Below are 14,254 nucleotides of genomic sequence, written 5' to 3'. Positions count from 1 at the left end.
TTAATGTGACTTAATTACTGATTAACTGTTTACTTTTACACCATTAATTTGCTAAACAAATAATAAGCACAACAACTATGAAATTTTTTATCGATACCGCAAACCTTGATCAAATAAAGGAAGCTCAAGCACTTGGTATTTTAGATGGTGTAACCACCAATCCGTCCTTAATGGCTAAAGAAGGTATTACAGGTCAGGATAATATCATTAATCACTATAAAGCAATTTGTGAGATCGTTGATGGTGATGTATCCGCAGAGGTAATATCTACGGATTATGAGGGAATTATAAAAGAAGGCGAGGCGTTAGCAGCCTTGCATCCTCAAATTGTTGTAAAAGTGCCAATGATCAAAGAAGGGGTAAAGGCAATAAAACATTTTAGCGACAAAGGAATAAGAACTAATTGCACTTTGATTTTTTCAGCAGGGCAGGCGTTATTGGCTGCTAAGGCAGGTGCCACCTATGTGTCTCCATTTATTGGTCGTTTAGATGATATTTCTACTGACGGGTTGAACCTGATCGCTGAAATTCGCTTAATTTTTGATAATTATGCTTTTGAAACAGAAATTTTGGCAGCTTCAGTACGCCATACTATGCATGTAATTGATTGCGCTAAAATCGGAGCTGATGTAATGACAGGACCACTTTCATCAATAGAAGGGTTATTAAAACATCCGCTTACCGATATAGGTTTGGAGAAGTTTTTAGCCGATTACAAAAAGGGAAATGCTTAATACGCACTGATAGATTAACATAAGTAAAGCCCAAACTATTTTAGTTCGGGCTTTTTTTAGGCTCTGTGTTATAGCGTTTTTAATTATTATAAACTTTGTTGATTACCGCAGTTCCTTTTTTCTTATTCATTAAAAAAACATAGTTCTTTGAGCCGTTTGTAAAGAACTTTGCAGCGCTCCATCCAATGTCCGGTCTATTTAGATTATTGTCAAAGACATTGTCTCCAACTGTTCCGCTAGCGCTCACAAAATTTTGCTTGATTTTCCCATCTTTGTATTTCATCAAAAAAATGTATTGTTGATGGTTGCTACCTTTGAATTCGGCTGTGGTCCATCCTCGGGTCCAGGTCTTATTGTAAGTTCGCCCACCAACTAAGCCATTACTATTAAGTTTATAAATGCGGGCCTCTCCGGTAGACGATCTATAAAGAAAAAGATGCTTTTGAAAATTGGTTTGAAATACCTTGGCAAGGGACCATCCGGGGGTTCCGTTAGTTTCACGAATTTGAGAACCAATGGTCCCATTTGTATTTACTTTAAAAATTTTCGATTTACCTGTTGCAGTTTTCCTCAAATAGAGGAAACCGTTAGATCCTTGATTATAAAATTCTGCAATCGACCATCCCGATGTCCATTTTTTATCATAGACCCTAGGGCCGACTGTCCCATTACTATTAAATTTATGGATGTGTACGTCTCCGGTACCCTTTTTAAGTAGAAACAAGAAACTTTGCGAACCTCTTTGGAAAATTCTAACAGTGGTCCATCCAGTTGTCCATTTTTTGTCAAATATTTTAGCTCCTACGGATCCGTTTTGATTTAGTCGATTTATATGGACATCGCCCGTTTTAGACTTTAGCATAAAGAGATAGTTTGTATTTCCAATTTTAACCACTTCAACATTATCCCATCCTGAGGTCCATTGATATGCAAACAAGCCGGGACCCAGTAAATGTCTATTTGTGCGATTGGGATAGATGTTTCCAATTCCGATTTTATCAAATGATGAAAGTTCAGAATTCGATTTAACTTCGAAATCACAGCTAGTAATACTGTTGCTTATGCCATAAATCATAATTGATTTAGGGTCAAAACGAGTTGAATTGCCGATATTACGAGTAGATAGAGCTTCTAAATTACCTCGGGTTTTTTTCTCTGACCATCCGTTAGTTCTCTTATAAAAGGCGATAGCTTTTTTCCAATCCCAACAAATTCCGGCTGCAGGGTTTTGATGTTCGTGTTTTAACCCTAATGCATGACCAAACTCATGCAGTATAGTGCGTTTATATCTACTTTCGCTTATGCCATTTTTAATGTCGCTACCATCCCAGCCAAAATTCATAGTTTTTCCTGTAAAATTTTTAGCATCGGTTCCTATTTTTGACCACCACCCGCTGGTGGTGTCCATGCCTATGCGAATATCGGCCGAACTGCTGTTTGTGGTGAATTGAAATTTGATGTTAGCATGTTTTTCCCATTCTTTTGCATATTTTTTCACTTTGGCTTCAACTGTAAGTCGTTGAGCCTTTTTTGGTTGATTAGAAGATGAGACAAAGGCAACTTTTAATGTGGCGCCATTATCCCAAATTACATTCGGTAGTATCACTACGGCATTCGGAAGCACAGGAGGGAAGTCAAAGTCCATTGCACTACACATTTCAATGGAGTTGTTTTGTTGAAGCAATGTCGAGCCGATCTTTTTAATATTATTGTTTTTGACTGTAACATTTCGATTAAACTTACTAGTAGGTTTAATTTGAGCACTGATAGCAGAAAAGAACAATAGGAGATAAATTGTTGTTATCGTTTTCATGATTTCTAAGGATTTGTTCAACGTATATTTAATCCTTAGTGGTGTGAATAGGAGGGGAGGTTAACATGTTAGCGGTTTAAAAGATAACAGAAATAAAAAAGAGCCATATAGGCTCTTATTGATTTTTGGTATGTTTTTTTAGGAATTAATTCGAACTTACAATAGCCCGATCAGCATTCAAAATGGTAAGTTGTCTCTCAAAGTCGGCATCGAACAAATTTGCAAATGCATTGACGATTTTACCATTACCATCAACGATAATAGTTTTATGAATTCTAGGAATAATTAGCTTCTCTTTCATGCTTTCAAAGTTCTTAGCTCTAAATTGTGATTTGCTGTTGAAACTTGTGGTAGCTAAAGTATTCATCCACTTCTCTTGATCACTATTAATGTTAATTCCTATAAACTGTAGGTTTGGAAAACGATTCTGGTACTTAGTAATTTTTCTGTTTAAACTTCTAAGATGTCTTTTTTCATAAATAGACCAGAAATAGTAAATAGTACCATCTTCGTTTTTATTTAGGTCTTGAGTTGAAAGTTCATTACCATTAACATCAACAAGGTTCACTATTGGTAGCGGTTTCCCTTTTTGAACATTTTGAATATTGTGATACAAATCGTCTATTTCACGATCATACTGAGGGTTAGTCGAATATTTAAAGAACATGGTTAAGAACTTTTCATCATTCACATGTTCATGATTATCAAACAAATACGAAGTAGCTGTATGGCGTAATAGTATATTTTTAACCTTATCAGCCTTTACGACACTGTCAATTAGCTCCATTTTGTGAGTGCTATAGTGCAACGATTTGCTAGTAACATCACGATCACACAGATCATTACAATACTCATATGTAGCGCCGTTTACGTAAGACTTTAAATAGTTTATATATTGCCGATAATGACTGAGCATTTCATTGTTAAAATCAACCTCCTTACGAAATGCATAAAAATTATCTGGCATTTCATTGGCATTATCTCTACCAAATTTGTTTTTATGTCTAAACGGATAAAGCTCTTTTGTTCTATAGTGCGGATAATTGATAGTTGCTAAAAGTAATGTCTGGGCGTTTTCAGAAATTTCATTGTCAACAATAAATTTATCGAACTTGTTAAGCTTCAAATGCTGCATTGAATCTACCGCATTCATAAAGTGCTCCGGGGGAAATTCATACAGACTAAACGTATAATCCGTCTCTTCTTCGTGATCAAGATATGTTTCTAGCAAAAAGTTGTTTTTTTCCCCTCCTTTTCCTGAAAAAACCAACGATTCATCAAATTCAAAGGTATTTAATCTAAGCAAGATGCTATCACCGGGTTCTATATGAACATATTGGTACTCCGGACTATGCCAAAAATGATAAAGTCCTGGTAAAACTGAATCTATTTGTAGTAAAAAACGATTATTCTTATCAAGATTAATTGTATCAATTAAGGTATTGTCCTTAAAAAGAAGAACAAAATCCTCATTTGGATTCACAATTTGCCCACCAAAATATGCGATGTCACCCTTTCGGTCAGTTGATTGACCACAAGAAAAAAGTAAGGGAATAAGAATGAAAAAGTATAAGTGCTTCATATGCAATTGCTTAGCTAAAAGCATGGCGATATACTATTATGTTTCAAACAAATCTAACCAACCACCACAAACAGCGCTGTTAATAGGCTGTTAAATTACTTTCGGAAAAGTTAAGATATACATGGCATTAACGTTGATTTTAAATATTTTTGCATTCTGAAAAAAGTACGAAAGAAAAACTATGTTATCAGTTTCAAATTTATCGGTTCAATTTGGCAAACGAGTATTGTTTGACGAGGTAAACACTACGTTTAATCAAGGGAATTGCTATGGGATTATCGGGGCAAATGGTGCTGGGAAATCAACCTTTTTAAAAATATTATCTGGCAAGCAGGAACCTACTTCAGGGCATGTTCATTTAGAACCTGGGAAAAGAATGTCTGTTCTTGAGCAAGATCATTATGCTTATGACGAGTTTAACGTTTTAGAAACCGTTATCATGGGTAATAAGCCCTTGCACAAAATCAAGACTGAGATTGATGCTTTGTATGCTGACTATTCTGATGAGAATGCAGAAAAAATAGGAGAGCTTCAGGTGCAATTTGAAGAAATGAATGGTTGGAATGCCGATAGCGATGCGGCAGCGATGCTTTCCAATCTTGGAATAAAAGAAGATTTACATTATACCTCAATGGCCGATCTTGATGGTAAACAACGAGTGCGAGTACTGATCGCCCAGGCACTATTTGGTAATCCTGATGTGTTGATTATGGATGAGCCTACCAACGATTTAGATTATGAAACAATCGCTTGGCTAGAAAATTTCTTGGCTAATTATAATAACTGCGTAATCGTGGTGAGTCATGATCGACACTTTTTAGATGCGGTTTGCACCCATATTTCTGATATTGACTTCGGAAAAATTAATCACTTTTCAGGAAACTACACTTTTTGGTATGAATCTTCTCAGCTTGCAGCTCGCCAAAGAGCGCAGCAAAACAAAAAAGCAGAAGATAAGAAGAAAGAGCTTGAAGAATTCATTCGTCGATTCTCTGCTAACGTAGCAAAGTCAAAGCAAGCTACCAGTAGAAAGAAGATGATCGAGAAACTAAATGTTTCGGAGATTAAACCATCGAGTCGTCGTTATCCTGCAATTATTTTTGAAAGAGATAGGGAAGCGGGTGATCAAATTTTAAATGTAGAGGGTTTAAGTGCATCTTTAGACGGTGATACGCTGTTTCATAATGTAGATATTAATTTGGCGAAAGGAGATAAGGTAGTTGTGTTTTCTAAAGACAGTCGTGCGACTACCGCTTTTTATCAAATTATCAATGGCAAGCAAAAAGCAGATACGGGTGAATATAAATGGGGTGTAACCACAACACAATCATACTTACCTCTTGATAATTCAGAGTATTTTGATAACGAATTGAATTTGATCGATTGGTTGCGCCAATGGGCAACAACAGAGGAAGAACGTGAAGAGGTTTACATTCGAGGGTTTTTGGGGAAAATGATCTTTAGCGGTGAAGAAGCTTTTAAGACTAGTAATGTACTTTCAGGAGGAGAGAAAGTACGTTGCATGCTATCTAGAATGATGATGGTGCGTGCTAATGTATTGATGTTAGATGAACCTACAAATCACTTAGATCTCGAATCGATTACAGCTTTTAATAATTCGCTTAAAAATTTCAAGGGAACCGTATTATTTACTACACATGATCACGAATTTGCGCAAACAGTAGCAAATCGTATTATTGAATTAACACCTAACGGAGTTATTGATCGCTATACTACTTTTGATGAGTATATGAGTGATAAAAAGATAAAGGAGTTGAGGGATAAAATGTATGCCGTGACAGCATAAGTTCCTTAAATAAAATAGGTTAAAAACCCCGCATAAAGCGGGGTTTTTTATTTGATGGATTTTGGATATTTGTGAAAATATGGTGTTTAAATTACCGTATTGTCTTATTTAAAGGTCCAATTTTATTAAAAATAAATTTTTTTAAGAAAATTTAACTAAATTAAGGCTGACGTAATATCAACTAAAACCAAACTAAATGAAAAAAATTACCCTAGTAGCATTTGTTGCTGTGCTCGCCTTTGTTGTTTCCTGTACTTATGAAGAAGTTAATAATCAACCTGATACCGAAGCTATTGACATTATAGATCAAGACAAGCCATTAAATATTGAACAAATCAATAGCGCAATTCAAGAACAATTAGATACTAAAGGAGTTTTTGACTGGACCATGGCGAGTGATCATTTATTGTGGAGTGCAACACAACATAGTAATAACTTGCTAACTGTGGGCTACGGCATCAATGGGGAAAGTTTTAGTACCGCAAAAGGTCAAGCACTTGAAAGTATTAAAACAGAAATTTTGAATACCATATTAAAAAATTCTACAGCTAAGTCTACTGAAGATATTTTAATTTATGATGACGATATTTTAAATTACATCGATGTTACAGTTACTACTTTAGAAAGCATTGCTGAACTTAGAAAGAACAAGCAAATTCGCTATTTAGAACCGGAAGGATATCGCTTTTTTACCCAAGATCAAAACCAGGAAACAGGCCGATCTTCTGCTGGTTGTAGCCAAAGTGGTGTTAACATTCCTATAGCGGATTATGGAACCAATGGCAATGGAGCGAAAATACCTTGGAATTATTATGATCATAAAATTAATCAGGCTTGGGCATATAGTACTGGTCGTGGTATAGGAGTAGGAGTTATTGATACCGGATTGTCACCCAATCAACCACTTTTAGGTTCTCGTTTTGATGACTTTTATAGCGGGCGATACGTGCAGAAATATGGCACTTATGTCGATTCATTCTGGTGGTGGTCAACTAAGACTGATGGTCCAAATGACCGATGCGGACATGGTACAAGTGCCAGTGGAGTGATAGCTGCCCCGAATAATAACACAGGAGATTTTATAGGTGTAGCTTATGAAAGTAACTTAATTTCTTATAGAGGAACAAGCGATGTAGTACTTGAAGGTTATCATGAACGCAAGGGTGTTGCTAATGCTTTGAAAGCTTTAGCAAGAAGATCCGATGTTAAAATTATTTCAATGTCTATAGGATATCCCTGGTCCATTGGTCGTATTAAAGATGCCGTTCGCTATGCTTATTCAAGGGGTAAAATGATATTTGCAGCTGGTGGAACATCAACTAATTTTACAAACTGGTATGGTGTAATTTTCCCGGCAACGATGAGTGAAACAGTTGCTGTAACCGGAGTTGAGGAACGGGCGACTTATGATCGTTGTGATATTTGTCATGATGGTAGTAAAATTGACTTTACTATTATTATGGAAAGAAGTAACAATAACCACCAACCGGTTATAGGTTTCAACAATGGGGAATCTAGCAGTTTTGGTGGCTCGTCCACTGCCACGGCCACAACCGCTGGCATTGCTGCCTTGGTATGGGCTAAGAACCCTTCTTGGAACAGGAGTCAGGTTTTACAAAGACTAAAAGAATCAGGAGACTTTTATCCCAATAGAAGTAGTCGATATGGTTACGGAAATATAGACGCCTTGAAAGCGGTGAGAGGATATTAAAATGGGATTCGAAGAAATAAAAAGGCCCGTCAAGTATTTTGCTTGACGGGCCTTTTTTATTGTATGAAATGGGCTAAATATTAGCGCTCATTTCTTGTACTAAAGGTACTGCTTTATCCAACTCATCTTTATGAACAAAAATTTGTTGCATTCCGGCAGGGGCGCCAAAACCTCCTAGTCTTGCAGACTCAGCATCATCACGTACCACAGCAGAAATACCTAGCTCTTTAAGTCGACTTACTATCGATTGTACTTGAGCAAAATTTCCTGTATAAACTCGTGTATAATTGGAATCTGTCATCTATAAGTTTTAAAAGTTTGCTCGGTCATATTTACTATTCCAAATCATGGTATTAAAACTCTTTCCTAAGGCAAAACCGTAAAATAACACTACACCTACTACCGATTTAAGCATAAACAGAAACAACATCAAAAATTCAGTGTTAGAAGCTCCGTTTTTAGAGAAAATTCCCGTAGGAATCATACTTGTTAGTAGGTAACTCACCAGAATCATTACAAACATGAGATTGGGAAATGATTTAAATGGCATCATTAAGAGTTTTCTAAATGGATGAAGATCATTTCCCCATTTATGAATAAGATAAAAATATCCATTACCAATTGGAGTAAACAATAACGGATCATCGGCTTTCTCCAACTTAAATAACTTGGAAGGCGCTATTATTTTAAATGAATTAATTTCTATGTTATGATTTCGTTCTAAAGACTTTATCTCGCTGATAGCTGCATGAGGGATTTTAGATTTAAAATACTTAGAGTCTAAAAAGCGCAAGCGGTAATCAATGCAAATTTTCTTTATCTGACTAATATGATAGATACGATTACTATCTAGCAGATCGATATCAAAATTATTAGTAGAACCGAAGCGATTCCCTTTAATCACATTTTCTATACGTTCTTCTTGTAACCTATCTTTCTCTAAAACAGCATATACTTGAGAAAGAATATCAGTGTCTTTTAATTCTCGTTGTCGAGCTCTGGAAAGAGCTTCTTCGATATTTGTTTTTTTTAGGAGCATTTTCTTTTTCTTTAGCTCCACTAAATTAGTGCATTAGGATTTGGGATGCAAACAATATCAGATATGATATACCTTATTATCCGAATACTTTTTGTTTTTTAAATACCATTCTACAACGAATAGCCCAAGTATCAGTAATATGATCTGTACTATTATACCAACAGTTTCAGTGTGATTTAAAATTTCTGGATTTACTTCTTGATTATACCCAATTTCAAAAAGACCTTCGTATTCTTTTTTCATGCCTATAGCAGCCAATGTTACATTGGCTGCATAATGAATCCCAGTAGGAAGCGAAATACCATCGGACCAGATTGCAGAAATACCATATATAACTCCCCAAACACCCGGACCGATTAGCATTGTTAATATTGAAGCTGAATCAAAATGATATAAAGCGAATAGAATAGCCATTATCAATATTGAAAGTCGTATTCCAATCGCCTTATTCAACCTAATTAAAGGAAGCCCTCGAAATATAACCTCTTCCATGAATGCTAATGGGATTAATGCAAGTGTCCAAAAAATAAAGGAGATAATATTATAGTTTTCTTCTACATGAATTTCAAGATCAGTCATTATTATTAATATTCCAATCATTGAGATAGCAATTAAAAAACCTAAAAGGCATCCTATCAGAAAACGTTTTAGTGTTTTTGATTGCCAGTATAAACCGATATCTTTCAACGTTTTTTTCTGAAATCGAACGAAAATCCAAGACAGTGAAAGGGCTACTACTGTTCCGCTTAAACCGGTAATAAGCCGTTCGAATTTATGAGGCAACGTAATGGATAATTTGAAGGTTAATAATAAAATTGCTACAAATAGAGCACAAAAAAGTATTGATGAAAAAATGGCTTTTAGTTTCATGATATATTTTTAGTCCCATTTTAGTAAATAGGAAAATGAATATTAAGTTGTTGAAATATGAAATGCCTAATGGCTAGAATTTGAAGACATTTTCTTCTTTTTCCTTAGAAAAGGAATAGATAACGGATACCAATATTTTTGATCATTTAAAGCTCTAACTATATTGACCAGCGTTATTGTAATACTTAAGAGTAGTATCGCAATCGTGGCAATAAAATTAAAACCAGGAAGAATAAAGAAAAATACTAACGAAATAATAACGGTAAGGGTCACGGTAGCATGAAAGTTGACTGCAGCTCGGCCATGATCATCATAAATTTTGTTATCATCGGCTTTGTGAATCCATAAAAATAGCGGAAATAACACATTACAGAAAGGGATGACCAACCCTAAAAAAGGTGTCCCATGAATGAGTAAAAGCCATTTTTTTTGAAGTGTTTCTTCATTCGGATTGTCTAATGGCATTAGGGCATTTAACTCGATGTCCAATCCGACTGCAAGTAATTTTACTGTTTGCAGATGCGGACTGACATCACCTTTTTCAATACGTTGAATGGTTCTAACGGTAACCTGAGTTTTTTCTGACAGCTCTTCTTGGGTGAGGCCTTTTAATTTACGTTGATACAGTAAGTTTCTCGCAATAGATTGTTGTTCCATAGGACTGTTTTTGACATTGCAAAACTATTGCGAATAGGCTACTTTTATAACGACATTTAGATGTCACCTAGGTGTCATTTACTGGTTTTACAGGTGTTTCAAGATAATTATATTAATTATTATGTGAAAATGAAATGACCTTAAAACGAAGATCGGTAAGAAGAAAATGTTCTGAATGTAAAAGATACGATGGCGTTTAGTAATTATCGAAGTTGTGCTTCCAACTGTTTCTCGAAATTCTGCTGTAGCTTGTTCATGATTTTATCGATCTGTTTATCGGTTAGCGTTTTATTCTCGTCCTGTAGCGTAAAACTAACTGCATACGATTTTTTACCTTTTGGTAAGTTTTTACCTTCATAAACATCAAACAAACCAACTTTTTTCAGCAACTTACGCTCCGTTTTAAGCGCAATATCATAAATCTCCTTAAAACTTGTTTTCTGATCGATCAATAATGCAAAATCACGTCGTACCTCAGGATACTTCGGAATTTGGGTGAACATAATCTTGTTGTTTTTAAGCATTTTGATAACCACTTGCCAGTTCACTTCAGCATAAAATACTTCTTGATCAATACCAAAATGAGATAATATTGGTTTTTTAACAGTACCTAATGAAACAATTGTCTTAGTATTTGTAATTAAAGAAATACCTTCTCCAAAAATTTCATCGAATACTGGCTGTTCTTCAAAATGACTAATACCTAGTCGATTTAACAATGATGTAACTGTACCTTTTAGTTGAAAGAAATCGCTTTTCGTGCTACCAGTCGACCAATCGTCTGATGTCCGGTTGCCAGTGATAAAAAGCGAAAGTACCTTTTTTTCAATTCGTTTATCATTTATAAAATGATAGGTTTTCCCAAACTCAAATAAGTTAAGGTTTGATCGTCTGCGATTTATATTGTGAATAACAGCTTCAAGACCTGAAAATAATAATGATTGCCTTAGGACAGAAAGATCATTGCTCAACGGATTTAGCATGGTAATGTGGGCTGAATCTTTCAAATCGTCGGATAATGAAGTATAGGTTGGTGATGTTAACGAATTGGATAGAATTTCATAGAATCCTTGTCCTGCAAGTTGATCACCTGCTATGTTTTGTACCCTATGATCATCTAACTTATCAACATGAGCAACAGATGCATTAATTTTTGTTCCGAAAGAAATGTTGTTGTACCCGTACACTCTTAAAATTTCCTCTATTACATCAGCTTCACGAACAACATCAACCCGATATGCAGGAATGGTCAACCCGATTCCCGTTTCGGTAACGTTGTTTACTTTAATGTCTAAAGACATTAAAATATTTTTAATCTTTTCTTTAGGAATTTCCTCACCGATAAGCTTGGCAGTATTCTGAAATGAAAGAAATACCTGATGATCTTCAATTTTGTTTGGATAAACATCAATCAGGTCACTAGTGATTTCACCGCCTGCCAATTCCATAATCAAAATCGCTGCTCGTTTAAGAGCATATTCAGTGATGTTTGGATCGATGCCACGTTCAAAACGGAAAGAAGCATCGGTATTCAAACCGTGTCTTTTTGCGGTTTTACGAACGGAAACAGGGTTAAAATAAGCACTCTCTAAGAAAATACTGGTTGTATTCTCTGTAACTCCAGAACTTACGCCTCCAAAAATACCAGCAATACACATGGGCTTTTCAGCATCGCAAATCATTAAATCATCTTCATGAAGCGTTCGCTCAACGTCGTCTAAGGTGGTGAATTTTGTGCCGGGCTCTACGGTTTTAACGACAACCTTATTACCTTTTATCTTAATTGCGTCAAACGCATGCAACGGCTGCCCTAATTCATGCAAAACATAGTTTGTAGCATCCACTACATTATTAATGGGACTCAACCCAATAGATTTCAGCCTATTTTTCAGCCAATCGGGTGATTCTTTAACTTCAAGCCCAGAAATGGTAACACCACAGTAACGAGGAGCCAATTCTTTATTTTCAACCTGAACGTCAATTTTAAGGCTTCTATTTTCAACATGAAAACTACTAACCGACGGTGTAATAATCGTACTCATTACATCGTGCTGTTGAAGCCCTGCTTTTAAATCTCTAGCTACACCCCAATGGCTCATGGCATCAGCTCGGTTTGGTGTAAGTCCTATTTCAAAAACTTGATCATTTTCAACCTCAAAAACTTCAATAGCCGGGGTGCCTGATTTCAGATTACTGTCCAATACCATGATGCCATCATGATCAGTGCCAAGCCCTAACTCATCTTCAGCACAAATCATACCCTGACTTGCCTCGCCACGTATTTTTCCTTTCTTAATGGTCCAGGCTTCTCCCTTATCATCATAAAGTGTTGTCCCGATAGTTGCAACAGGAACTTTTTGACCCTTTGCAACGTTAGGCGCACCACATACTATTTGTAAAGGTTCTTTTTCGCCAATGTCAACTGTAGTTAGTTTAAGCCGGTCAGCATTTGGGTGCTGTTCACAGCTAATTACATGACCTATTACAACGCCTTTTAGTCCACCTTTTACCGACTCAAATTCTTCGATACCTTCTATCTCCAGACCAAGATCAGTCAGTAATTCTCCAGTTTTATCGGCACTCCAATCAATATTAATAAACTGTTTTAACCAGTTATAAGAAATCTTCATTCAGCGTAAATTTTCAAAGTGTCAAAGATAGCATAATGGCCTAAGTTGTCAAATATATCAGTAAATACTAGGGTTTGTTTTTGTAAGTTTTTTGTTGTTTTTTCGATTCTTTAGAAAACACGAGCTATGCTTAGATATTTAGTAGTATTATTTTCATTTATTTTATTGGTTTCATGCGCTGAAACCAAAACAGCTAATTCTTTGCAAAAAGGAATCTGGAGGGCTGAGCTTGAAGTGCAGGATAATAAGATATTGCCTTTTACTTTTGAAGTCAATGAAGATAAAACACTCACCATTTTTAATGCAGAAGAACGAATCTTAGTCGATGAAATTGAGATTAATGGGGATTCAATCACAATCAAAGCCCCTGTTTTTGAAGGTTATTTAGCCGGAATATTTACAGATGATACAACCATTAAAGGCGATTTTGTAAAGGAAAGTCTTGATCGCATCGTGCCGTTTACAATGAGTTATGGCAAAACAGACCGATTTGCAATATCAAAAAATCAAATGGCTGATTTAACCGGTGTTTGGGAGACAGTTTTTAGCCCTAATGTTGAGGAAGATCGATATATCGCTAAAGGTATTTTTAAACAAGAAAAAAGTGGGATTGTCACTGGTACATTTCGCACTACAACCGGAGACTATCGATATCTGGAAGGAGTTTTAGATGGTAATGAATTAAGCTTATCAGCTTTTGACGGAGGACACGCGTTTTTGTTTACCGCTACGGTTACGGATAGTACAATGACAGGAACTTTTTATTCAGGAAATCATTTTCAAGAGCCTTTTGTGGCAAAACGCAATGCGAACTACGAATTACCTAGTGATTATTCATTGACCTTTTTAAAAGAAGGCTATGATAAGTTTGAGTTCAGTTTTCCTGATGTCAATGGAAAGATGATATCTCTAGAAGACAATCGTTTTAAGGATAAGGTAGTTTTAGTGCAGATATTAGGCTCATGGTGTCCTAATTGCTTAGATGAGACTAAATTTTATGCGCCATTTTATAAGGAGAATAAGGAGCGTGGTTTTGAAATCGTTGGGCTTAATTTTGAATATGCTAAAACAAAGGAAAAGGCCATTAAAAGCATGAATAGATTGGCAGATAAAATAGGAGTGGAATATCCACTATTGTTGGCGCAGTACGGAACTTCGGATAAGGAGGAAGCAGCGAAAAAATTGCCAATGTTGAATCATGTATTATCTTATCCTACAACTATTTACATTGATAAGAAAGGTAATGTTCGTAAAATACATACTGGTTATAATGGTCCTGCAACCGGGGAGAAACACTTAGAGTTTAAAAAGGAATTTACAGCCTTTATTGGTGAACTAATAGCGGAGTAGTGGGTAGTATCATATAAAAAAACCTCCAAGATTTAGATCTTGAAGGTTTTTACTTTTTTCA

Annotated in this window: 11 protein-coding genes; 4 read left to right on the top strand and 7 right to left on the bottom strand. The window is 35.7% G+C overall.

All coding sequences use genetic code 11. The features are described 5' to 3' along the window. Nucleotides 1–77: 77 nt before the first annotated feature. Nucleotides 78–734: a fructose-6-phosphate aldolase gene (gene fsa / locus ABN763_RS16910; protein ID WP_410486681.1), complete on the top strand. Its 657-nt coding sequence runs from the start codon at nucleotides 78–80 to the stop codon at nucleotides 732–734. A gap of 79 nt (nucleotides 735–813) precedes the next feature. Here fsa and ABN763_RS16905 read toward each other — a convergent pair whose 3' ends face one another. Together ABN763_RS16905 and ABN763_RS16900 are read right to left on the bottom strand one after the other, a co-directional pair. Further along, nucleotides 814–2,547, bottom strand: a complete 1,734-nt coding sequence (locus tag ABN763_RS16905) for a M12 family metallopeptidase (protein ID WP_410486680.1) — start codon at nucleotides 2,545–2,547, stop codon at nucleotides 814–816. A 145-nt stretch (nucleotides 2,548–2,692) separates the two neighbouring features. Next, entirely contained in the window at nucleotides 2,693–4,129 is a 1,437-nt protein-coding gene (locus tag ABN763_RS16900) for a TlpA family protein disulfide reductase (RefSeq protein ID WP_410486679.1), read from the bottom strand. Between the two features lie 181 nt (nucleotides 4,130–4,310). Between ABN763_RS16900 and ABN763_RS16895 the strand changes: the two genes are divergently transcribed. Both ABN763_RS16895 and ABN763_RS16890 read left to right on the top strand, forming a co-directional pair. Further along, complete coding sequence (locus ABN763_RS16895; RefSeq protein ID WP_410486678.1) at nucleotides 4,311–5,936, top strand: ABC-F family ATP-binding cassette domain-containing protein; 1,626 nt, start codon at nucleotides 4,311–4,313, stop codon at nucleotides 5,934–5,936. Nucleotides 5,937–6,132: 196 nt separating this feature from the next. After that, on the top strand, nucleotides 6,133–7,647 hold the full coding sequence (locus tag ABN763_RS16890) for a S8 family peptidase (RefSeq protein ID WP_410486677.1): 1,515 nt from the start codon (nucleotides 6,133–6,135) through the stop codon (nucleotides 7,645–7,647). A gap of 73 nt (nucleotides 7,648–7,720) precedes the next feature. Here the strand turns inward: ABN763_RS16890 and ABN763_RS16885 are convergent, their stop codons facing one another. From ABN763_RS16885 to pheT, 5 genes are all read right to left on the bottom strand, one after another. Further along, complete coding sequence (locus tag ABN763_RS16885; RefSeq protein WP_410486676.1) at nucleotides 7,721–7,948, bottom strand: DUF2007 domain-containing protein; 228 nt, start codon at nucleotides 7,946–7,948, stop codon at nucleotides 7,721–7,723. A 9-nt stretch (nucleotides 7,949–7,957) separates the two neighbouring features. Then, on the bottom strand, nucleotides 7,958–8,686 hold the full coding sequence (locus ABN763_RS16880) for a hypothetical protein (protein ID WP_410486675.1): 729 nt from the start codon (nucleotides 8,684–8,686) through the stop codon (nucleotides 7,958–7,960). A gap of 57 nt (nucleotides 8,687–8,743) precedes the next feature. Next, nucleotides 8,744–9,556 carry a CPBP family intramembrane glutamic endopeptidase gene (locus tag ABN763_RS16875; RefSeq protein WP_410486674.1) on the bottom strand — a complete coding sequence of 271 codons (813 nt, stop codon included), beginning with the start codon at nucleotides 9,554–9,556 and terminating at the stop codon, nucleotides 8,744–8,746. Between the two features lie 66 nt (nucleotides 9,557–9,622). Continuing rightward, nucleotides 9,623–10,213, bottom strand: coding sequence for a DUF4870 domain-containing protein (locus ABN763_RS16870; protein ID WP_410486673.1), 591 nt, complete (start codon nucleotides 10,211–10,213; stop codon nucleotides 9,623–9,625). 203 nt (nucleotides 10,214–10,416) lie between these two features. After that, nucleotides 10,417–12,843, bottom strand: a complete 2,427-nt coding sequence (pheT, locus tag ABN763_RS16865; RefSeq protein WP_410486672.1) for a phenylalanine--tRNA ligase subunit beta — start codon at nucleotides 12,841–12,843, stop codon at nucleotides 10,417–10,419. A gap of 126 nt (nucleotides 12,844–12,969) precedes the next feature. Here pheT and ABN763_RS16860 point away from each other — a divergent pair, with 126 nt between their 5' ends. After that, entirely contained in the window at nucleotides 12,970–14,193 is a 1,224-nt protein-coding gene (locus tag ABN763_RS16860; protein WP_410486671.1) for a peroxiredoxin family protein, read from the top strand. Nucleotides 14,194–14,254 lie beyond the last annotated feature (61 nt).

This window comes from Spongiivirga sp. MCCC 1A20706 (assembly GCF_046524175.1).
Lineage (GTDB): Bacteria > Bacteroidota > Bacteroidia > Flavobacteriales > Flavobacteriaceae > Spongiivirga.
The sequence above is the reverse complement of the archived record's forward strand: the minus strand, read 5'-3'. Positions and strand labels throughout refer to the sequence as shown.

Coding starts and splice junctions, on each gene's coding strand:
- fsa (WP_410486681.1), top strand. CDS start 78: ATGAAATTTTTTATCGATACCGCAAACCTTGATCAAATAAAGGAAGCT.
- ABN763_RS16905 (WP_410486680.1), bottom strand. CDS start 2,547: ATGAAAACGATAACAACAATTTATCTCCTATTGTTCTTTTCTGCTATC.
- ABN763_RS16900 (WP_410486679.1), bottom strand. CDS start 4,129: ATGAAGCACTTATACTTTTTCATTCTTATTCCCTTACTTTTTTCTTGT.
- ABN763_RS16895 (WP_410486678.1), top strand. CDS start 4,311: ATGTTATCAGTTTCAAATTTATCGGTTCAATTTGGCAAACGAGTATTG.
- ABN763_RS16890 (WP_410486677.1), top strand. CDS start 6,133: ATGAAAAAAATTACCCTAGTAGCATTTGTTGCTGTGCTCGCCTTTGTT.
- ABN763_RS16885 (WP_410486676.1), bottom strand. CDS start 7,948: ATGACAGATTCCAATTATACACGAGTTTATACAGGAAATTTTGCTCAA.
- ABN763_RS16880 (WP_410486675.1), bottom strand. CDS start 8,686: ATGCTCCTAAAAAAAACAAATATCGAAGAAGCTCTTTCCAGAGCTCGA.
- ABN763_RS16875 (WP_410486674.1), bottom strand. CDS start 9,556: ATGAAACTAAAAGCCATTTTTTCATCAATACTTTTTTGTGCTCTATTT.
- ABN763_RS16870 (WP_410486673.1), bottom strand. CDS start 10,213: ATGGAACAACAATCTATTGCGAGAAACTTACTGTATCAACGTAAATTA.
- pheT (WP_410486672.1), bottom strand. CDS start 12,843: ATGAAGATTTCTTATAACTGGTTAAAACAGTTTATTAATATTGATTGG.
- ABN763_RS16860 (WP_410486671.1), top strand. CDS start 12,970: ATGCTTAGATATTTAGTAGTATTATTTTCATTTATTTTATTGGTTTCA.